General features: G+C 36.5%; 20 protein-coding genes. 5 read left to right on the forward strand and 15 right to left on the reverse strand.

Annotated elements, in window-relative coordinates:
- Window positions 1-106 precede the first annotated feature (106 nt).
- Both G6R09_RS00780 and G6R09_RS00785 read right to left on the reverse strand, forming a co-directional pair.
- Complete coding sequence (locus G6R09_RS00780; RefSeq protein WP_065167655.1) at window positions 107-367, reverse strand: 4Fe-4S binding protein; 261 nt, start codon at window positions 365-367, stop codon at window positions 107-109.
- Entirely contained in the window at window positions 360-962 is a 603-nt protein-coding gene (locus G6R09_RS00785) for a molecular chaperone TorD family protein (RefSeq protein WP_082955699.1), read from the reverse strand. The genes G6R09_RS00780 and G6R09_RS00785 overlap by 8 nt, the downstream gene beginning before the upstream one ends.
- 147 nt (window positions 963-1,109) lie before the next feature.
- On the opposite strand from G6R09_RS00785, the gene G6R09_RS00790 reads away from it, so the two are divergent.
- Genes G6R09_RS00790 through G6R09_RS00800 form a run of 3 tightly spaced genes read left to right on the forward strand, consistent with a single transcriptional unit; the run spans window position 1,110 to window position 5,037 of the window.
- Window positions 1,110-3,554, forward strand: a complete 2,445-nt coding sequence (locus G6R09_RS00790) for a DmsA/YnfE/YnfF family dimethyl sulfoxide reductase (RefSeq protein WP_163920034.1) — start codon at window positions 1,110-1,112, stop codon at window positions 3,552-3,554.
- Window positions 3,554-4,183: a DMSO/selenate family reductase complex B subunit gene (locus G6R09_RS00795; RefSeq protein ID WP_065167657.1), complete on the forward strand. Its 630-nt coding sequence runs from the start codon at window positions 3,554-3,556 to the stop codon at window positions 4,181-4,183. Before G6R09_RS00790 ends, G6R09_RS00795 begins: the two co-directional genes overlap by 1 nt.
- Entirely contained in the window at window positions 4,183-5,037 is an 855-nt protein-coding gene (locus G6R09_RS00800) for a DmsC/YnfH family molybdoenzyme membrane anchor subunit (protein WP_107272691.1), read from the forward strand. The genes G6R09_RS00795 and G6R09_RS00800 overlap by 1 nt, the downstream gene beginning before the upstream one ends.
- 85 nt (window positions 5,038-5,122) lie before the next feature.
- Here G6R09_RS00800 and G6R09_RS00805 read toward each other — a convergent pair whose 3' ends face one another.
- From G6R09_RS00805 to G6R09_RS00820, 4 genes are all read right to left on the reverse strand, one after another.
- Window positions 5,123-5,509, reverse strand: a complete 387-nt coding sequence (locus G6R09_RS00805; protein WP_065167658.1) for a DUF2541 family protein — start codon at window positions 5,507-5,509, stop codon at window positions 5,123-5,125.
- A gap of 267 nt (window positions 5,510-5,776) precedes the next feature.
- Window positions 5,777-6,073, reverse strand: a complete 297-nt coding sequence (locus G6R09_RS00810; protein WP_163920036.1) for a hypothetical protein — start codon at window positions 6,071-6,073, stop codon at window positions 5,777-5,779.
- 84 nt (window positions 6,074-6,157) lie between these two features.
- Window positions 6,158-6,418, reverse strand: a complete 261-nt coding sequence (locus G6R09_RS00815; RefSeq protein ID WP_065167660.1) for a hypothetical protein — start codon at window positions 6,416-6,418, stop codon at window positions 6,158-6,160.
- A 307-nt stretch (window positions 6,419-6,725) separates the two neighbouring features.
- The gene (locus tag G6R09_RS00820; RefSeq protein WP_163920038.1) at window positions 6,726-7,322 is read right to left on the reverse strand and encodes a hypothetical protein; all 597 of its coding nucleotides are present in this window, start codon (window positions 7,320-7,322) and stop codon (window positions 6,726-6,728) included.
- Window positions 7,323-7,721: 399 nt separating this feature from the next.
- Between G6R09_RS00820 and G6R09_RS00825 the strand changes: the two genes are divergently transcribed.
- The gene (locus G6R09_RS00825) at window positions 7,722-10,319 is read left to right on the forward strand and encodes a hypothetical protein (RefSeq protein WP_163920040.1); all 2,598 of its coding nucleotides are present in this window, start codon (window positions 7,722-7,724) and stop codon (window positions 10,317-10,319) included.
- Between the two features lie 225 nt (window positions 10,320-10,544).
- On the opposite strand, the gene G6R09_RS00830 is transcribed toward G6R09_RS00825, so the two are convergent.
- The 9 genes from G6R09_RS00830 to G6R09_RS00870 all read right to left on the reverse strand — a co-directional run bounded on the left by G6R09_RS00830 (window position 10,545) and on the right by G6R09_RS00870 (window position 18,303).
- Window positions 10,545-11,171: a YoaK family protein gene (locus G6R09_RS00830; RefSeq protein WP_065167663.1), complete on the reverse strand. Its 627-nt coding sequence runs from the start codon at window positions 11,169-11,171 to the stop codon at window positions 10,545-10,547.
- Between the two features lie 203 nt (window positions 11,172-11,374).
- A complete protein-coding gene (locus tag G6R09_RS00835; RefSeq protein WP_163920042.1) occupies window positions 11,375-11,884 on the reverse strand; it encodes a superoxide dismutase family protein in 510 nt (169 codons plus the stop codon).
- A 26-nt stretch (window positions 11,885-11,910) separates the two neighbouring features.
- Window positions 11,911-12,384 (reverse strand): ankyrin repeat domain-containing protein, encoded by a 474-nt coding sequence (locus tag G6R09_RS00840; protein WP_163920044.1) that lies wholly within the window; start codon window positions 12,382-12,384, stop codon window positions 11,911-11,913.
- 82 nt (window positions 12,385-12,466) lie between these two features.
- Entirely contained in the window at window positions 12,467-13,975 is a 1,509-nt protein-coding gene (locus tag G6R09_RS00845) for a catalase (RefSeq protein ID WP_163920046.1), read from the reverse strand.
- 375 nt (window positions 13,976-14,350) lie between these two features.
- Complete coding sequence (efeB, locus tag G6R09_RS00850) at window positions 14,351-15,592, reverse strand: iron uptake transporter deferrochelatase/peroxidase subunit (RefSeq protein WP_163920048.1); 1,242 nt, start codon at window positions 15,590-15,592, stop codon at window positions 14,351-14,353.
- A gap of 18 nt (window positions 15,593-15,610) precedes the next feature.
- A complete protein-coding gene (locus tag G6R09_RS00855; protein WP_240345678.1) occupies window positions 15,611-16,564 on the reverse strand; it encodes an EfeM/EfeO family lipoprotein in 954 nt (317 codons plus the stop codon).
- Window positions 16,500-17,336 (reverse strand): FTR1 family protein, encoded by an 837-nt coding sequence (locus G6R09_RS00860; protein WP_163920050.1) that lies wholly within the window; start codon window positions 17,334-17,336, stop codon window positions 16,500-16,502. The genes G6R09_RS00855 and G6R09_RS00860 overlap by 65 nt, the downstream gene beginning before the upstream one ends.
- A complete protein-coding gene (locus G6R09_RS00865) occupies window positions 17,333-17,680 on the reverse strand; it encodes a cupredoxin domain-containing protein (protein WP_163920052.1) in 348 nt (115 codons plus the stop codon). The genes G6R09_RS00860 and G6R09_RS00865 overlap by 4 nt, the downstream gene beginning before the upstream one ends.
- A gap of 71 nt (window positions 17,681-17,751) precedes the next feature.
- Entirely contained in the window at window positions 17,752-18,303 is a 552-nt protein-coding gene (locus G6R09_RS00870; protein WP_163920054.1) for an iron transporter, read from the reverse strand.
- A 355-nt stretch (window positions 18,304-18,658) separates the two neighbouring features.
- On the opposite strand from G6R09_RS00870, the gene G6R09_RS00875 reads away from it, so the two are divergent.
- Window positions 18,659-19,504, forward strand: coding sequence for a hypothetical protein (locus G6R09_RS00875; protein ID WP_163920055.1), 846 nt, complete (start codon window positions 18,659-18,661; stop codon window positions 19,502-19,504).
- Window positions 19,505-19,597: the final 93 nt, after the last annotated feature.

The raw sequence follows: 19,597 nt of genomic DNA on the forward strand, positions 1-19,597 counted from the left end.
ACAACCACACAGTTCGATGAGGGTTATTCCACTTAGTAAATATATAAGCTTTTTTTTAACTTACAAAAATAAAACACTTAATACCACCACAATTATCCGTTTACATTTACTCATCAGCCACCGTTATTGCTGAAATAAAACACGCATCAATGCACTGTTGGCAACGGTTGCATTTATTGGTATCAATAACAGGCTTTTGATCTGCACACCATGTGATTGCCTGCTTTGAACACGAATCAACACAGTTTTCACAATAGCCGTATAAATTATCACAAGTATTACTGATCACTAATCGAGACTGTTTAACTGGTGGCCGCGCAAAATGTGTGAATAACTGACGACGGCTATATTGCTTTGACTCACGCATTGAAATAAATCTTAGTCGGTGTTTTAACGGCATCAAACTGCTGAGTAAGTTCTGTAATAAAATGTTGACCTAATTCAGCTAAGTCACGATAAGCACCAACGGGTGCTGCTTGTTGTAATAATTGTAAATAATATTCAGACCAAGGCAATAAATGGTCGGATAATAACTCGGTAACAGCCTCAAATCGTTGATCTTCAATTAAGCTGGCGATTACCATCACCATTAAACCAAATTGATCTTCTGGCTCATTATGTTTTGCTTCAAATTCAATTCCGTTTTGCTGTAAAAAATGACGAAATGCAAGGGTTGAATCACCAAATACTACCGATTCTTTATCTAAATAAACCGATCCCCAGGGTGGCGCTGCCATCTCACCAACCCCTGTGAATAATTGATCGTGCCAGACAGATAATGTATGAGGATCTGTCGCCGAAATGGCAGCGGTGGTTTTATCAAACAGAGAAAATCCGCTGTTATCTAACGCTAAAACAGCATTTATTCCTACCGTTTCATATTGGCTCGGATGGTAATAAAACAAGCCACCAATAATTCTGCTTAATACTTTTACATTTTCCATATCATTACAAATGAACATAGTTTCTCATCATCTATTAATTTATATCGTTAACATAATAATGCTTTGAAACTATTTTACATATATTGACACAAAACAATAAATGATAATTTGATAAAGGCATAATTGCGTCATCACAAACAAAAAGTAATGTCGTAAGGATATATTGTGTCAAATACAAAAAAGCCATTGAGCATAACTCGTCGTAGCGTGCTTAAAAGTGGCTCTTTACTGGCCGCTGCCGCAGGAGGAATGTCCCTACCATTCACCAGTGTTAAAGCCATTGCTAAAGAAACACCGATCAAACCCAATGAAGACATTGTTTGGTCATCATGTACTGTTAACTGTGGTTCTCGTTGCCCATTACGAATGCATGTCGTTGATGGTGAGATTAAGTATGTTGAAACAGATAACACTGGTGATGATGTCTTTAACCATTCTCATCAGGTACGTGCCTGTTTACGTGGCCGTTCAATGCGTCGACGCGTCTACAACCCCGATCGTCTCAAATACCCATTAAAACGTATTGGTAAACGTGGTGAAGGTAAATTTCAACGTATTAGTTGGGATGAAGCATTTGATATCATCGGCAATAGCCTCAAGTATACAATCAAAGAGTATGGTAATGATGCGATTTACCTCAACTATGGCACAGGAACCCTTGGTGGAACGGTAACAAAAAGTTGGGATCCATCAAGCACGCTTATTGCGCGTATGATGAACCTTTGTGGCGGTTACTTGAACCACTATGGTGACTATTCTGCGGCAAACATTGAGCGTATGAGTGAATTTTTCTACGGCGCATTTGTTGATAATAACAGCATTGATGATGTTCAAAATGCTGATTTATGTATCATGTTCGGTAATAACCCAGCAGAAACACGTATGTCTGGTGGCGGTCAAGTTCACAGTTTTGTTGATGGCCAAAAAATCCATCATACTCGCACTATTTGTATTGATCCGCGTTATACCGATACAGCCGGTGGACGTGAAGATCAGTGGATTCCAATTAAACATGGTACTGATGCGGCATTATGTGCGGCAATTGCCCATATATTAATTACAGAAAATAAAGTTGATCAGCCTTTCCTGGATAAATACTGTGTTGGTTACGATGCCACCACATTACCGTCATCTGCACCTAAAAATGGCAGCTACAAAGACTATATTTTAGGTAATGGCGATGACAAAACAGCAAAAACACCACAATGGGCAGCCCCTATTACTGGTATTCCTGCTGATATTATCATCAAACTTGCACGCGAAATCGGTAATGCTAACCGTACCTATATTACTCAAGGTTGGGGATTACAACGTTCTGCCAATGGTGAACAAGCATGTAAAGCTATCATGATGTTATCTCTACTGCGTGGTCAAGTAGGCCTTCAAGGTGGTGGTACTGGTGCTCGTGAAGGTAATCATAGTTACCCTTTTGTTCGTTTCCCTAAAATTGATAATCCAATAAAAACAGCTATCCCAATGTTTTTATGGACCGATGCTATTTTCCGTGCCAACGAAATGACAGATAAAACTGATGGTATTCTTGGCGCTGAAAAACTCAATAATCCAATTAAGTTTATCTGGAACTATGCGGGTAACTGTCTGATTAATCAACACTCTGACATCAACCGTACTCACGATATTTTACAAGATGAAAAAGCCTGTGAAATGATTGTGGTAATTGATAACCACATGACGTCATCAGCCAAATACGCAGATATTGTTCTACCAGACTGTACCACATCAGAACAATCAGATTTCTGCATGGACGGTGCTGCAGCATCTATGCCCTATTTCATTTTTGCAAGCCAAGCCATTAAACCACGCTTTGAATGCAAACCTATTTACGACATCATGTCTGGCGTTGCTAAGCGTATGGGTGTTGAGCAAGCCTTTACTGAAGGTCGTAGCCAAGAGCAATGGTTACAGTGGATGTATGCTGAAACTGTTAAGCAAAATAATGACCCCGATTTACCTGATTACGACACTATGCGTAAACAAGGGATCTACAAAAAGCAATTTGATCGCCCACATGTGCCTTATGAAGATTTCCGCGCAGATCCGATTGCTAATCCACTTCCAACACCATCAGGAAAAATTGAAATTTACTCAGAGCAATTGGCTGTTATCGCCAAAGAATGGACTCTTGGTAAAGATGAATTCATCACTCCTATCGCTGAGTATCACTCAACGTTTAATGGTTGGGATGCTAAAGATCGTGAACAGTTCCCGTTACAATTAACCGGTTTCCACTATAAAGCGCGTGCCCATTCAACTTACGGTAATGTGGATATTTTAAAAGCTGCAGCGCCGCAAGAATTGTGGATGAACCCTGTAGATGCAGCACCTCGCGGCATTAAAAATGGTGATTTAGTTAGTGTTCGTAGTCAGCAAGGCGAAGTTAATGTGCGTGTCAAAGTCACCCCTCGCATCATGCCCCATGTTACAGCTCTTGGTGAAGGCGCTTGGTATTCACCCAACAGTAAAGGTGTTGATCAGGCAGGTTCAATCAATGTTCTCACTACCAGCCGTCCAAGTCCGTTAGCAAAATCTAACCCATCTCACACCAACCTAGTTGAAGTGAAACTCGTTAAAAGCATGGGAGCTGTATAATGACACCGAAAAAACAATACGGTTTTTACATCGATTCAAGTAAATGTACAGGCTGTAAGACCTGCCAATTATCATGTAAAGACAATAAAGATCTGGGCATTGATCGTAACTTTCGTCGAATTTATGAATATGTTGGCGGTAATTGGAGTGAGAATAACGGCGTATTTCGCCAAGATGTATTCTCATATTACCTCTCAATTTCATGTAATCACTGTGATGATCCAGCTTGTACTAAAGTGTGCCCATCAGGTGCTATGCATAAACGTGAAGAAGATGGTTTAGTTGTCGTTAATGAAGATGTGTGTATTGGTTGTAAATATTGCCACATGGCATGCCCATATGGTGCGCCACAATACAGTGAAGAAAAAGGCCATATGACTAAATGTGACGGCTGTTTTGAGCGTGTCGCTGAAGGATTAATGCCAATTTGTGTTGATAGTTGTCCACTACGTGCTATCGAGTTTGGGGAAATCAGTGAACTGCGCAAGAAATACGGCACCAATGCTAATTGTGCTCCACTGCCAGATTCAAACATTACCCATCCAAACTTGATCATTAAGTTAAATCCAAACGGTAAGCCTGTAGGTGATACCAGTGGCTTTTTACAAAATCCTCGAGAGGTAAAATAATGCTATATCCTGAATTACCCCTCGTCGCCTTTACTGTATTAGCACAAACAGCCGTCGGCGGTTATATCATTACAGCAGGACGGTTATCTCAATTGGGATCAGCAGCCAAACATCGCCAACCTTTAGTACTAAGTATGATTGTATTATGGGCATTTATGGCAATCGGTTTTGCCGCATCTACTATGCACCTCGGCAGCCCTTTACGGGCATTTAATGCGCTTAACCGTGTTGGTCACTCTGGTTTATCGAATGAAATTTTAACTGGTAGTATATTTTTTGCTGTTGGCGGCCTGTATTGGTTAGCTGACCTGCTCAAAATAGTAACTGAATCAGTATTAAAAATTGCACGTATTATTGTGGCACTCGTTGGCATTATATTTATGGCGGCAATGATCAAAGTATACCTAATTAATACTGTACCTGTTTGGAATAGCAGTTTTACTTACGTTGAATTCATTGGCACTGTATTAATGTCAGGTGTATTACTGGGTTATGTATTGCTCAATCTAACCCAAACAACCACTGCGACATTAAACACTAAACTAGCAATTTTTGGTGTTTGCATGATTGCATTACATGTGGTTATCACTGCTTGGCAATTGGTTGATATTGCAACGATTACCACGTCAATTCAAACTGGGGCTGAATATTTAGCGGTTTACTCAGGGTCAATTATTACGCGCTTGGTATTGCTGATGATAGCTGGAGGATTATGGTTGTTCTCTGCACTTAAAGCACACCAAGTTAAAGCCGTTACTGCCATTAGTTTACTGGCTTTTATCGTGATGTTTATTGCAGAGCTCATCGGTCGCGGAGTTTTCTACGGCTTACACTTCACTGTTGGCATCATATAATTGATTTAATGCTATAAGCACACATCAATAAAACGCCATACACCTATTAAGCAGTTGTATGGCGTTTTTATATTAATCTACTAATTTATTTTTGACGACCAAATACTTTAACGCCAGCACGAGTACCGTCAGAATTACCAAACACTTCTAACTTCTTCACACAACGCTTGTATGAGAATTTACGCCAGCTTGTTTCTTGATTCTTTTTAAGATCACGATAAAACGAAATATTACGTGTCTCACCGTTTCTAAACGTTACTTTTATACGCTCAAGACGTAAATTACGCTCTGCTTTTACTTTAATCGCATCAGTATTACGGCATACTATTAAAGGAATTTTTGCGCCATGGTTACCAATTTCAAGTAAAATAGTACGCCCTAGTGTAATTTGGTCATAAGCATGAGCCGTTGATAGGCTACCGAAAAAACTAAGGGTAACAAACAGGTAAGGAAGAGCCTTTTTTATATTCATGATCTCATCAAATAAACAAGCTAAAAATTGCCGCTATCGTAACGTAAATTAACTCGAAAACGAGCAATTATTCACAACTAAAACAAATTAATAGTCACAAATTAAAACCTTTAATATTCTAAAATGTGTCATTATTATCTATAAAAGTGGCTAATTAAATCACCACACCACAACCCACACACCAAGAAAACAATTAAATTACAATATTAACAACCAGAGAACACTAGTAACTTTGTTTTTTAATAAATAAAATATCATCGACAATTCTTATGAAGTCGCTTTGGTATTTAAATAAGATTTTACCGCTCTAAAACTAGCAGCAAACGTTAACCCTGCAGTAATAACGGGGAACACAAACATTAATGGCCTTAACGTTGCCATTATTGCAATGACGGATTCTGATGTTGGTTGATAAAGAGGCAGATAATAAACAATGCTGTAACTTAAGCATAATGTAATCACTAAAAATACAGCAGCAACAATAACACCGAATAACCATGACTCATCGGTTAATTGCGCAAACATTTTACCATAACGTTCAGCACCAGATTTACTTATACCCACCACTAACTTCATCCTTTAAGTACATTAATAATAGATCATCTCCAATATAATCATTATATCTATCAGAGATGATGTATTGTTTTACTAATTACGGTATAACGTCACAATGTTTTGAGGGGTAAAATTAACCATATCACCCTGAACAAGCATCTCTAGTTCGAGATCAGCACTCATTTCAATCACTTCACCTTTCATAAAATCAGACTGACAATCGACAATTTTAACTTTAATTTCATGCCTATTTGAGCGGAGTTTTGCAGTTTCACCTATTTCAATAGGTTTATAAATATCAACCGGTGCTTTGCCAAAGAAAGATCTTGGGCCATTTACGTCATCCCACTGCATCGTCATTTCCTTATGATTAATGTATCTTATATGACTTACTCATTATTCATTCCATGCAAGTCAGATAAATTGGTTATTACATCTGTAACATAACCATCACATTCTATAGTGAGTTTAATTATTTATTCAACGAAAAAATCAACAAAAAAGGTGATTAAATCCACGAATATAATCTATTTTATGCTGCTTTTTTTTAGTATACCGTAGCTATGTAATACTTTGTTTCTTTAAATAACTAAATTCAATATTTTATCTAATAAAGACAATTAACAGGTAATGTTTATAATAACCAAGAATATCTGGACGACTATAATGCATCAAAGTCAGATTTCCTTCTTTCGATGCTTACAAATTTGATGATCTGCTCCCACTTACTTGAGTGGTATGTCATCATTAAATACCCTCTGCCATCGGATAAGCCTTTCAACTCAACCATTGCCTGGCTGCCATCCTTTCCATTCCAATGAGACAACCAGCTACCACAATCATTAGACTTTAAGCATTGATAGAACGCGCTATCACTATCGTTATCACTAGCTGAATAATCAGTAACTTGAGGAGGATAATATTTTTTAGTTAAGCTTTTCTTTATTTGGCTGTATAACGCTTTTCCTTCAGCACCTAATTTATCGCTGGTAATATTTCGACTAACAAGGATTACTTTTTGGAGCCCATGCTTATGATCGATGACAACGATATAACGCTCACCATAAGAGACTTTTTTAATCGGTTGTGTTGTTTCACACATCATTAAATGTTTTCTTGTAGAACAATCAGTTAATAATACTTTGCTGCTAATTTGTTGATACGATTGCCCCCATACGAAACCAAATGGCGCTTCTATTTCATTTGCCATTGAACTAAATGATAATGTAACCAAAAAAAAACCAAAAAAAATCTTCATAACAAATCCTTTTGTTTCACTACATTCATGGTCAAAATTCAACCAGCCAGCTGATATTCAATATTAACAGCTAACAGTCAGCATATAAACCAAATGGCATATTATTGTGTGGTAATTATTTTTTCGACATTTCAGTAAAAATAAATTTGTGACACTATTCTCAAAAAACAGCAACAACAGCCTAATATTTTCAATAATTCATCGAATCAATTGACTTCTTAAAAAAACAAAAAATAAAAGCAAAAAATAGAGACTAACGAAATATAAGTATATATATTGGCAAGTAAAGGAATTACTTATATATGAGTTTGACGGTAACGCTCTGCAGCTAACAACTGCAATGTAGCTGTTATCTATCATTCACCACGTTATCCTATTATTAATTTTATGGAGTTCTATATGCGTAGAAACTTATTATCTATAGCAATGTTACTAACTGCATCTGGATCGGTATATGCCACAGAAACATATGATCCAAACAAAAGTTATTCAGCCAAAGAACAAGTACAACTCAATGGCAATCTTTTTGAAGCTCAATGGTGGGCAAATGCAAATGAATCGCCTGCTAACATCACTCAAAATACTTGGGAATCACCATGGATCTTTATTGCTGAATTAGAATCAGACACTGTTCCAGAAGAAGTATTGCCTCCACCTCCTATTCCAGAAATCACGCCAGATCTTGATAGTGCTAGTCAGGTTAAGTACGTTCAAATCATGAACGAAATGGCAAATAAAATGGTTCAGCGTGTTCAGGAGCTAAAATCTTTTGCTAATAATCCTGACTTTTATTTCTTTAAAAACGGTAGAAAATTCATTGAATTAAATGGCGTTAATTATGAAATAGATCAACAGCATGGTACACCTATCGTACCACTGCGTAATTGGGCTGATGATAGTGCGACCCGAAATTTATTCAGTTTCTTTGATCAAAGCTGGGAATTCTCCATGTATGAAGGCGGTGTCGTTGTTGTTAATAAAGAGTGGGGAAATTATGACTGGGATAATGGTTGTGTACTTGAATATTTACCCGATGGTCATTTAGATACTAATTATGTATTAAATGAAGCACTGACTTGTTTTGTTGGCTCAGAAACAAACGAACCATTAGATGCAACTCACCTTGCACCGTATAAATTTGGTGTTAATGCAGAATACGCTAATATGGTATCGATTGAAAATATTGGCGACAAGATTATTGTGGCACAATCACCTACAGCAGAAAATAGTCAATATGATGTTCCAATGGTGGGTATTTATGACACCAAAGAAAATACAACCACTAAAATCTTTGGGATTAGTGAAGATCAACCGTACAAAGGCTTAGACGATTTACGTAGCTACAAATCACAGTTATTTGTCTCTGCTATTAGCGCCCATAATCGCATTGATGTTTTTAATGGTGAAAATAGCCAATACCAGTATTCTTATGCTGTTCAGCATACAGGTCAGGCGAAAATCGCTATCAATAACCAGTATATTTTGGTTGCCGATGCTGAAAAAATCACCGTTTATCAACATGTCCCACTAAAAAATGGTGAAACACAATCACTACAACCATTTGCTTACTTAAGTTATGCCCATGGTCACCCTACTTCACTTGAATTTATTGGCACTAAACTCATTGCCGGCGGCACTCAAGGCTCTGCTGTCTATGATTTAGCATCGCTATCACAAGGTGTAACGCTACAACCAATACATAAAAACCTAGGTGGCGTTGAAGCAATGGATGCCAATGGTAACTATGTTTTCGTAAAAGAAAATAATGGCCAATATGTCGAATCGACTACGCGTTTTGCTATGTATGATATTCAACAATTTATTGCCAATGATTACCAATTTAAAGACGCAGAAAAAGCGGTTTATCTTATTGATCATTTTTGGGTAAACGGTAATGACTTGCTGGTTCGTGATAATGAAATTGTTTCTTTAACCAATTCGATCATTGAAACAGTTGCACTGGATAAATTAGATACACTTACGTTTACGCCAAATGCATATGTACCTACAGCGCAATTAGCATTTGATGATTTGCCACATACAGCCAACGTTCGTAAAGTATTACAAGATGGCCTTAACGAAGGTTTATGGTCAATTTCTGCCAATATGGGCTCAATGGTTAATGTCCGTCTTGTTGACCGCCATACCGTTGAAATAACGAACTTCACTGAAGTCGATCTCCAGCAGCTAGATCTTGATATTCGTGCACATAGTCAACATAGTTGGGCGCGTTTAGCTCAGTTAGATAAACTTCCAGCTTACACCCGTATTACATTGCCACTTGCTGATCTTAATGTAGACAACAGCTTTAATACTGTTGATGGACGTGGCGTTTATAATTATACCAAAATGTTAAGCACGCTTGACGGTGTAGGTAACACATACGGCCATTACGGCACACAGCATTTGATTGATGCACGTTACAGCACAGCCACTAAACATCCGTTGTTGGATAAGTTAAATAAAATAGATGCAACTTGGGACGTCACATTTACCAATCAATTACTCACGAATCCTGTTGCAGAAAAGCCGTGGGATGCAAATAGTATTAAACGTCATATTGAGTTAATCTCAAATGTTGCTTATATTGTTTCAAGTGATAATTTCAAAAATAAGCTGCTGAATTATAAAGAAACATATGGCCATGATATGTTCCTGTATGGCACGACATTTAATACCGACGCCCTGTATGCCGATTTACTTGATAAGACCTTAAATTCAAATGGTTTTGTTAATTACCGCAAGCAGTCTGGATTCCAAGATACATTCAGCTTTGGTAAGAGTGCTGGTACCGTCTTTGGCTTATCCGATGGTGAACTAGATAAAGTTGAACGAGGTGAAATGTATGACTTTGCTCTATACCTCGGTGAGCAAATTGGTAACAGTTGGTATGACGGTTGTCCTCCAGTGCCATGTAACTGGAAAGAAATCCACTTTGCAAAACTATTTGTTGATGTTTACAACGAGTTAGATAAAGCTGGTGAATTACCTTATTAATATACTCTCTTAGTCAGAAGTATATTTTAAACAAAGGGTTGCGGCGTATTGTCGCAACCCTTTATTTTATTCTTAACCTTTCCACTATATGCATTCTACAATTACGATAATAGCTTGGTTCACTACACATCTTTATGGTTATTAATATATAGGTGTATAAATTTGTTCACTTAATTAGATAATTGAATGGTTATAGAAAAGCAGAATATTATTTAAAATAGTCAATTAATCGTCATTGGTTAGATCTTTTAACCAAAAAAGTAATCCTGTAATACACAAACACAATACAACAGGTACGACTAATGCGTAATTTAATGAGAACGCCATTAAATTACTACCGACTATCGCACCAATAAAAATAGCAAGCCATAAGCTAAGTTGCTTTAAAAATAACTGTTTATCACCTTGTCCAAGCAATAATAACGCCAGTTCTCGGCCTGTATTTGCGAGAAAAGCAGTTGCAAAGGTTAATGGCATCGCCTTACTGATTGTGATCCTTAATGCAATATTTTGTAGCCCCATCGCAAAAGCGAGTACAAAGTTAGTTGCCATTGGAACGGTAATTTTTTCGATAAAAATAGCGCTACATAACAATATAGAAACAGCACTCATCACCAGCCAACGATAATTTTTTTTCTGCAATACAGCAATCATCTCACCAACAGTGATCCCGCTAACAAATAGCAAAATCACTCCTATATAAGATATTGATTGTCCATATTGATGACTGGACAACAACATTGCCACATGGGTTGTATTACCGCTCATGAAGGATACAAATAGACCATTTTTAAGATGGATAAAACCAATTGCGTCAACAATACCAGCACTAAATAATAACAAGAATGGCATTGCCGAAAGGATAGAAGATTTAATTAAGGATAGGTTCAATGGATTATAATATTAAATAATGATAACAATATCGTCAGTATTACATTTATTTTGAGAATTTAACATAGATTAAACAACAGCTTGTTTAGCTAATAACTCAGTTAATAAGTAAATAGTTAAACATAGCCATAATAGTTTTGATTATATTATGGCTATATCATTTATTACTTAATTACGCCACAAACCATACGTGCGCCACCACCACCAAGAGGTTTAGGGTGATCTGAATGGTTATCACCACCAGCATGAATCATTAATGCTCGGCCTTTTAAATCAGCCAACGTTAATCTAGGTGCTAAAACAGGTTGCTCAACATTACCTTTCATGTCGACATAAAGAGGGGGTAAATCACCTAGATGGTTATCGTCCGTCCATGCATAACCGTGTTTATTAGTGTTCATAGGATCATAGTGCCCTCCCGCTGCTCCACCTAAAACAACTTTACCCATTTTTTCTGTCGTATCACATGATGGATTAACATGAACATGAAAACCATGTAAGCCTGCTGGTAATCCGGTTAAATGTGGAGTAAAAACAACACCATATTTTGTTTGCTGTGCCGATATAGTCCCGACCATTGTACCAGTATTAAGATCTGTCATCTTAACAGAAAGATCCGCAGCACTTGCACTCGCAGAGGCTAAGATTAAAGCTGATAGTAGTATTTTTTTCATGTTTTTTATTCCTTTTATTAATTATCCTACAACGGCGGTTGATTAAATGTTTCTAGTACTTTTTGTTGTCCAAATAAAGTAGCAAATTCAGTCAGACTTAGTCCTGATTTATTTCGATGATCACCATAACGACAATCAGCCTTATATAACTTCCTTGCTATATTCACTTCACCTTTGATTAAAGCGCCCATAAAAGCAGTATTGCCTCTTTTATCCTCAATACAAGCATTAGCGCCTTCTTTAAGTAATAAATCGACTGATGATTCATTACCATAATAAGCTGCAACCATCAATGCGGTATAGCTCTGACTGTTGGGCTCATTGAGAGGAAATCCAGCATAAATAAATTCATGCAATACTTCATTATTTCCAATTCTAGCAGCATCAAAGAATAATTGGATTAACTGATCAGCATCTTTTTTATGATTTTCTAAGGCCATTGCAAAATTTGATGACGCTAATAACAGCAGAGAAAACGTCATATAAATAATATTTTTCATTTTCTTAACCTCTAAAAAATAAGAAACTTACAAAGATACTAATCGGGGGAAATTAGCAATATTCTTTGTAAGTTAATATTATTTATTTACTTTTGTTCATTATTTTATCTAATGGAACATTTGTCGCTTTTGCTAAGCGCATTCCATAGTTTTCATCTGCTAAATAAAAATAACTCACCATTTTAATTTTTATTGCTTCATTATTAACTTTATTTAGATCACCAGAGAGATTATGAATAAGATCTGTTTTATCTTGCTCACTCAGACTTCTATAAAAAACACCTGCTTGATAAAAATCACGCGGATTAGCGATCGCTTTTTGTTGAGTCACACCGCTCAGTTTTGTTTCAACATTTTTATACTGCTGATCTTCTGATAACTTTATATTATTACTTGGCTCATAGTTAATATTTGAATCATGGTTAGCGTTATTACTAAATCCATCTTGATTATAGTTATTCACTTGAGCTAATGGACGATTTATCGGTAATTGAAATTGATTAACTCCAACACGATGCATTTGCGTATCAGCGTAAGCAAACAAACGCCCTTGTAATAAACGGTCTTCAGATGGTTCAATACCAGGAATTAAATTAGATGGTGCAAAAGCAGCTTGTTCCGTTTCTAAAAAGAAATTATCAGGAACACGATTTAAGGTCATCGTGCCTACTTTTTTATCCGGAATATTTAACCATGATTTAGTTGCATCTAATCCGTTATATTCAAGTTTACTCATTTGCTCTGGAGATAATACTTTTACGTATAGATCCCATTTAGGATAGTTACCAGCTTTTATCTCTGTGTACAGATCGTTGGTTAAATGGTTAAAATCTTTACCTTGAATCTCAGTAACTTCATTAGGTCTAAGACTTTTTACACCTTGTTGGCTTTTCCATTGAAATTTAACATAATTAACATCGCCTTGCTTATTTATCCATTTATATGCGTGAACACCAAATCCATCCATTGTTCGATAGCTAGCAGGCGTACCTAAATTACTATAAACCCATGTCAGCATATTGGTGGCACTAGGTTGTAAACTAAAGAAATCAAAAAAGCGATTTGGATCCTGTATATTAGTGATAGGTGATGGTTTTAAAGAGTGCACCATATCAGGAAATTTAATCGAATCACGTATAAAAAATACTGGCAAGTTATTACCAACTAAATCCCAATTTCCCTGTTCAGTATAAAATTTAGTCGCAAAGCCTCGAGGATCTCGTAATGTTTCAGGAGAGCCCTTAGAATGGATCACTGTTGAAAAACGAACAAAAACAGGGGTTTTCTTGCCTTTATCTGCAAAAGGTGCAGACGATGTTAACTCTGAAAAATCAGATGTTGCAACAAACTCACCGTGTGCGCCAGTACCTCGAGCATGAACAACACGCTCTGGAATACGCTCTCTTGCAAAACGCTGAAGTTTTTGAATGAGCTGAACATCCTGAAGCAGTACAGGGCCATTTGCACCAGCAGTTATTGAATTCTGATTATCGCCAACAGGAGCACCATTATCTTTTGTTAGTGTTTGAGCTTGTAAAGAGGCACTGACTAACACTGTCGTTATTAACAATATATTATTTGACGTTCGCATAATTATTTCCCTTATAAAAATATTCCATGAACACAGATATCTGTATCTGACGAATTTTTACTTCGCTGCAAAAGTATATTGATATATTCAAAATGCATAATTGTTAATATCAATAGCACTAATAGGAATTTCCAATGAAATTTTAATGAGAAATTCAATGCTATAAGTCATTAATTTCGAAGATAATGTTAAATCAAAATAAATACTTAAAGGGAATTTATTGCTACTAATGGACTAAAATAGAAGATCAAAGACGCTGGGACAGCCATATGTTTTTTATACATAAATAACGACACATCGGTAAATAGCTCACATAAGCAACACGAAGATTAGTGTAATGGCTAGCTAGAATCGGCACTGTATTGGTTGTCCCCATTAAACATCATTAAATAACGCTTGACCAAGGTAGTCATCGTTTGCTTTCACTCCTGGCAGTACAAAATAATAACTACCACCAAAAGGTTTGATATAACGTTCTAGAGGTTCTCCATTGAGCCTTTTTTGAGTATCTATGAAGCCCTTTTGAAGATTTTTTTGGTAACAGATAAAAATAAGCCCCATATCCAACATACCAAAATTATTGATCCCAAGTGAGTAACTGTAACTTCGTCGGCGTAATTTTGCTGTGTATCGTTCAGGGTTACGAGGCTCTGCTCTGCGGATATGTGAATTAAACAAAATGCGATCACCATGTGGATCTGTCTCATACTCAGGCGAGTCATGCTCATGTTTCATTCCAATAGGAGCACCTGTTATTTTATGGCGACCGAAGTCATTCTCTTGATCTTCTAAAGGTGTCCTATCCCAAAATTCAAGATTAAAACGGATCAAACGAACCGCTTGATATGATCCACCAATACACCAATCGGGCTCTTTATCCTTAGCTGTAACCCACACTAAATCATCCATCAAATCCGTATTATTCGCTGGCGCATTACCGGTACCATCTTTAAACCCAAACAAATTCACTGGTGTTGTTTTATTATCAATATCACGCGAAGGTAAAAAACCGTCCATTTTCCAGCGTGGGACTATATACATACTCGTATGTTGTAAAATATCACGTAAAGCGTAAACCACACTCTCGGGACTATTAGCGCAAATCTGCAGCCCAATATCTCCTCCGCACCAATTAGGATCTAACTGATCATTAGGAAAACTTTTCATTTCTACTAGATGGCGCGGCTTTAATTGCTTTAATCCAAACCGAGAATCAAATAAATTCGCCCCCAAAGAAACCGTCACAGTCAGTGAATCTGGATCTAAATGTTCACCCAGCATTCCTGACTCGAAAGGTGGCATCTTATCATTAGCATTCACGACTAAATTGTTAGATTGAGTTAAATAAGCAATTCTTGCAGTCAGCACTTTAAATAACATCTTCAGCTCAGCTAATGTCATAGCAGTTACGTTACAGCTAATAAAAGAAACATTTTTTTGTTCTTTCGTAATCACTCCAGCTTGATGAAAACCTTGATAATCAATCTTTTTTTTATAATGGCTTTCATGCTCACGCTCTTGTGCCACTATTGCAGGAACAGTAAAAACAGCACTACCAATAACCAATGTTTTTAATGCATTACGTCTAGATAATTTAAAACTTGATGGTGTTTTCATTTGTTTTATTCCCCTATTTTAATATTGATATTTGTAATACACATCAAGGTTTAATGTTGCCCTTAGTGTTGCTAATAAATAAGCCTGCTGTGTTAATACAGAAAATAACGCCGCTTTATCTTTATCACTTAAATCGTCATAAGGTTTATATTCATTGGTCTTAATTTTATAGTTATCTAGAATTTCAGTGATTTTATTAAAATTTTTCATTATTGGCGCTGATGTTGAGTGTGGTAGAAAAGGTATAATGTCATCAATGATATATTGAGAACCTTTTACATTAGCAGCAATATCAGTCAAATCAGAATCACTATAGATATTTTCTTTACCAGCAAGTTTGGTTTCTAATATCATTTCAAGAAAATCGGCGGATGATTGGATCAGTTTTACAATATCAACCTGTTCTGTTTCAACTCTTCGCTTTACATCATTTAAATTCATCAATAATTCATCAACAGCATTCAAAGTTGCTTGATTGTTCTGTTGATCAAAAAGCAAATATTCAACCAGATGAAAGCCTTTGAAACGGTAGTCCTTCACTCCAGCAAGAAAATCATTTGAACGTGAATTAATAATTCGATCGGTATGACCAAATATTATCACAATAGGCCGAACCGTTTCATAATATTGATGTGCTTGAATATAAGCCATCTGCGCTACTCTCACATCATTATTTTTTAGGCTTTGCTTTAAATGATTTAACTGTTCAATCGCGTTATGAATATTTTTGACAGTATAATCCATATACTGCGTAGTTATTTTCTGATATTTTTCAGGGGTTAGAATATCACCCTTAGCAATAATAATCTCATTGCCAGTTTGTACCGGAGATCGCAAGGCTTTTGCGACAGCTACTTGTGAAAGCAATAACCCAATCATTAAATATGCAATTGAAATAGTCGTTTTATTACGCATGCTTTTTTCTCCGTAAAAACAGAGCAGAGATAGCCATCCAGTACGCAATAAATACAATGACGCTTAACCAAATTGGCTGTGAACGATAACCAAAAAATGCATTTAACAAATTACCAACGACGCTAGAATCATCAATGATTCCGGTTGAATTCCAAGCGGGTAAATAAAGAAAATCAGGAATAGGATAATCATATTCAAGCAGTAAATTAATGCCCTCTTCTACACCTTTAAGTAATAGCGATACAGCAAGGAATAACAATACAACTCCGGTAACATTAAAGAATATACGCCAGGGAACATAATGATTAACCAATGAGAATAAATATAATGTCAACGCAGCAATTGCAATTCCTCCAGCGACTTCTGTAAAGAAATCAATCGCATTAGTTGCATTAAGAGACATAATAAAACCTGATAAGAACACTACAATTTCACTACCTTCACGCGCAATCGCAATCGCAACAATAAACGTAACCCCCCACCAGTTTTGTTTTTCAGTTTGCTGTTCTAATCCAGAAACAATATCAGACTTCATTGACTGACTGTGACTATTCATCCAATAGACCATTTGAACAATCAATATACAGGCAGTAAACTCCATAATAATCATAAACAATGATTGTTCTGTATCGTTTAACACATTAAAAACACCATAAATAAGCAGTGCTAATAAAATAGAAGATCCAATACCAATGGCTATTCCACTCCACAGGTAACGTAAGCCACTTTGGCTATCGACATGCTGCTTGATCCACGCGTAAATAATGCCAATTAAAAGTAAGGCTTCAATACTTTCACGCCAAATTACAAATAAGACTTGTCCCTTCATTGGCTTGGCTCTTTAGCTATAATTTTCCCGTGTAAATTTTCTAAGTGAAAATCATCAAAAAAGGTGTATGTTCCTTGTCTAAGAGGAGCAATAATCACTACAGAACTTGCACCTGGTGCTAACACCTTTTCTTTGCGTAATTGAGTACTTTCAAATTCTGCAGGTTGATTACCTATATTTGAAATTTTAATTCTTATGATTTTATTAGTCGGCACATTTAAGACAGGAGGAATAAACTCACCATTATTAATTTCCAAATAAACCGTGTATTTTTCAGCTGCATAAACAGATATTGGCGAAAATAAATAAAATGATAGAATAATAAAAGGAATATACTTTTTCATTTTGCCTCAAATTAACTTAATTAATAAAAATAAGGGAAGTCGAACCTTCCCTTTTTATTTATATATAACGATTAATAACTACTTTTACGTCCAACACCGGCATAATTAAATTCCCACGATACATCAAAAGGCTTAAACCAAGGGGCAACACCAGTCTCTTTATCTATATGACGGAAAAATGGGGCATTCTTATTATATGAAGGTGGATAAATGGTAAAACTCACTTTATATTTTCCCTTACCATCAAGTTTAATATTTTTACCGTAGTGTGGGCCATCACTAGCAATCATTGGCATAAACATACCGGACTGTGTGGTTTCTTTATCACCTAGTTTAGTAACCGAGTATTTAATCGTTAGATATGGAATCCAATCTCCCTCTGCAAATCCATTTGGGTTTTCTTCAACAGCATGAATATCTGCTTCTAAATGAACGTCAGCCTTACTCGCGGGTAGTTGATCCATACCCGTTCCTTCCATATCCATGGTAATCGGCTGTAAATAAACCCCTTGTATTTCCATTCCATCTTTAATTGTCGGCTGGCCTAAAGGGTATTCTTGAGAAATTGCAGTGGCTGAAAACAAAATTAACGTTGATGCGATTGCGATAGGTGTTTTTTTCATTATCTATTCCCTGAATGATTGCAACAAAGATGCTAATGATATTGATTATCGTTACCGTTTATCAACTATTATTAATTACGATAAATGAAAACTAACTTTACAAAATCAATACAATTAACCACATTTATTTACGTGGTTTAACAATCTATTCAGTAAAATATATTTAAAGATCTATATTATTGGCATTGAATTTGATTCTTGAATGCTTACCAATCAAAATGCATATTAATAGTCCCTATTTAAACATTGAGATAGTTATGTTATTTCTTTCCAATTACCGCTCACCCACGTATATTTAATCGGTTTTATTACTATCTGTTACTCATTAATAACTCAAAGCATAAAGGAGTGTGCAATGCATCAAACAATCACATCATTACTTATTATTGATCCTCAGTATGACTTTTATGATGTTCCATTACATGAGCAACGTAATGTAGCCACACAGACAATCTCTCCCGCCCTTCCTGTTCCCCATTCATGGGAAGACGCGCAACGATTGGCTCGCTTTATTCATCAGCAACAAACTAACATCAACAATATCGTGGTAACCCTTGATAGCCACCATGAGTACGATATTGCACACGCGATTTATTGGCAAAATAAGCTTGGCCAACACCCAGCCCCATTTACGCTTATTAGCTATCAAGATATTGTTGATGGTCTGTGGCAGCCAACCGACCTAAAACAACTTAACCATGTACTTGAATATACTCAGTCTCTTGAGCAAACAGGTAAATACAGCCTCATTATTTGGCCAACACACTGTGTTATTGATTCAGTTGGTCATACCGTTGTAGCCCCAATTCAAACAGCGATTGAGAATTGGGAGAAGCAGAAAAACATTTCACGTCACACCATATCTAAAGGTGAAAACCCACATACTGAGCACTATGGAGGATGTGAGGCTGAATACCCACTCCATGATGATATAAAGACCCAGTTTGATCCCCAATTAGCAACATTAGTCGTACAGAGTGATCGTGTTTTTATCTCAGGACAGGCGCTATCTCACTGCGTCGCCAGCACCGTAGAGCAAATGATCGACAAGCTACCGCGCGATGACATTCGTAAATTAACGATTCTCATTGATACCACCAGCGCTGTTGCTGGCTTTGAAAAACAAGCACAAGCCTTTGTTGAAAGAATGCTCGCTTTAGGTGTTAACATCGCTAATACAACCGATATTATCCGCCGTTAGATCTCATATTGCGCAATGTATTACTGCGCAATATGAATAGGAAAGAGAATATTGAAATGTTCAAAATAACGGTGCGATTAGCAATGATTGTTA

This window comes from Photobacterium sp. Alg240-V54 (assembly GCF_900537155.1).
GTDB lineage: Bacteria > Pseudomonadota > Gammaproteobacteria > Enterobacterales > Vibrionaceae > Photobacterium.

Excerpts from the sequence above, each read along its gene's own strand:
- G6R09_RS00805 (WP_065167658.1), bottom strand. The coding sequence starts at position 5,509 with ATGAATATAAAAAAGGCTCTTCCTTACCTGTTTGTTACCCTTAGTTTT.
- efeB (WP_163920048.1), bottom strand. The coding sequence starts at position 15,592 with ATGAAAACACCATCAAGTTTTAAATTATCTAGACGTAATGCATTAAAA.
- G6R09_RS00800 (WP_107272691.1), top strand. The coding sequence starts at position 4,183 with ATGCTATATCCTGAATTACCCCTCGTCGCCTTTACTGTATTAGCACAA.
- G6R09_RS00840 (WP_163920044.1), bottom strand. The coding sequence starts at position 12,384 with ATGAAAAATATTATTTATATGACGTTTTCTCTGCTGTTATTAGCGTCA.
- G6R09_RS00845 (WP_163920046.1), bottom strand. The coding sequence starts at position 13,975 with ATGCGAACGTCAAATAATATATTGTTAATAACGACAGTGTTAGTCAGT.
- G6R09_RS00785 (WP_082955699.1), bottom strand. The coding sequence starts at position 962 with ATGTTCATTTGTAATGATATGGAAAATGTAAAAGTATTAAGCAGAATT.
- G6R09_RS00795 (WP_065167657.1), top strand. The coding sequence starts at position 3,554 with ATGACACCGAAAAAACAATACGGTTTTTACATCGATTCAAGTAAATGT.
- G6R09_RS00830 (WP_065167663.1), bottom strand. The coding sequence starts at position 11,171 with ATGCCATTCTTGTTATTATTTAGTGCTGGTATTGTTGACGCAATTGGT.
- G6R09_RS00780 (WP_065167655.1), bottom strand. The coding sequence starts at position 367 with ATGCGTGAGTCAAAGCAATATAGCCGTCGTCAGTTATTCACACATTTT.
- G6R09_RS00825 (WP_163920040.1), top strand. The coding sequence starts at position 7,722 with ATGCGTAGAAACTTATTATCTATAGCAATGTTACTAACTGCATCTGGA.
- G6R09_RS00860 (WP_163920050.1), bottom strand. The coding sequence starts at position 17,336 with ATGAAGGGACAAGTCTTATTTGTAATTTGGCGTGAAAGTATTGAAGCC.
- G6R09_RS00870 (WP_163920054.1), bottom strand. The coding sequence starts at position 18,303 with ATGAAAAAAACACCTATCGCAATCGCATCAACGTTAATTTTGTTTTCA.
- G6R09_RS00875 (WP_163920055.1), top strand. The coding sequence starts at position 18,659 with ATGCATCAAACAATCACATCATTACTTATTATTGATCCTCAGTATGAC.
- G6R09_RS00815 (WP_065167660.1), bottom strand. The coding sequence starts at position 6,418 with ATGCAGTGGGATGACGTAAATGGCCCAAGATCTTTCTTTGGCAAAGCA.
- G6R09_RS00865 (WP_163920052.1), bottom strand. The coding sequence starts at position 17,680 with ATGAAAAAGTATATTCCTTTTATTATTCTATCATTTTATTTATTTTCG.
- G6R09_RS00820 (WP_163920038.1), bottom strand. The coding sequence starts at position 7,322 with ATGAAGATTTTTTTTGGTTTTTTTTTGGTTACATTATCATTTAGTTCA.
- G6R09_RS00835 (WP_163920042.1), bottom strand. The coding sequence starts at position 11,884 with ATGAAAAAAATACTACTATCAGCTTTAATCTTAGCCTCTGCGAGTGCA.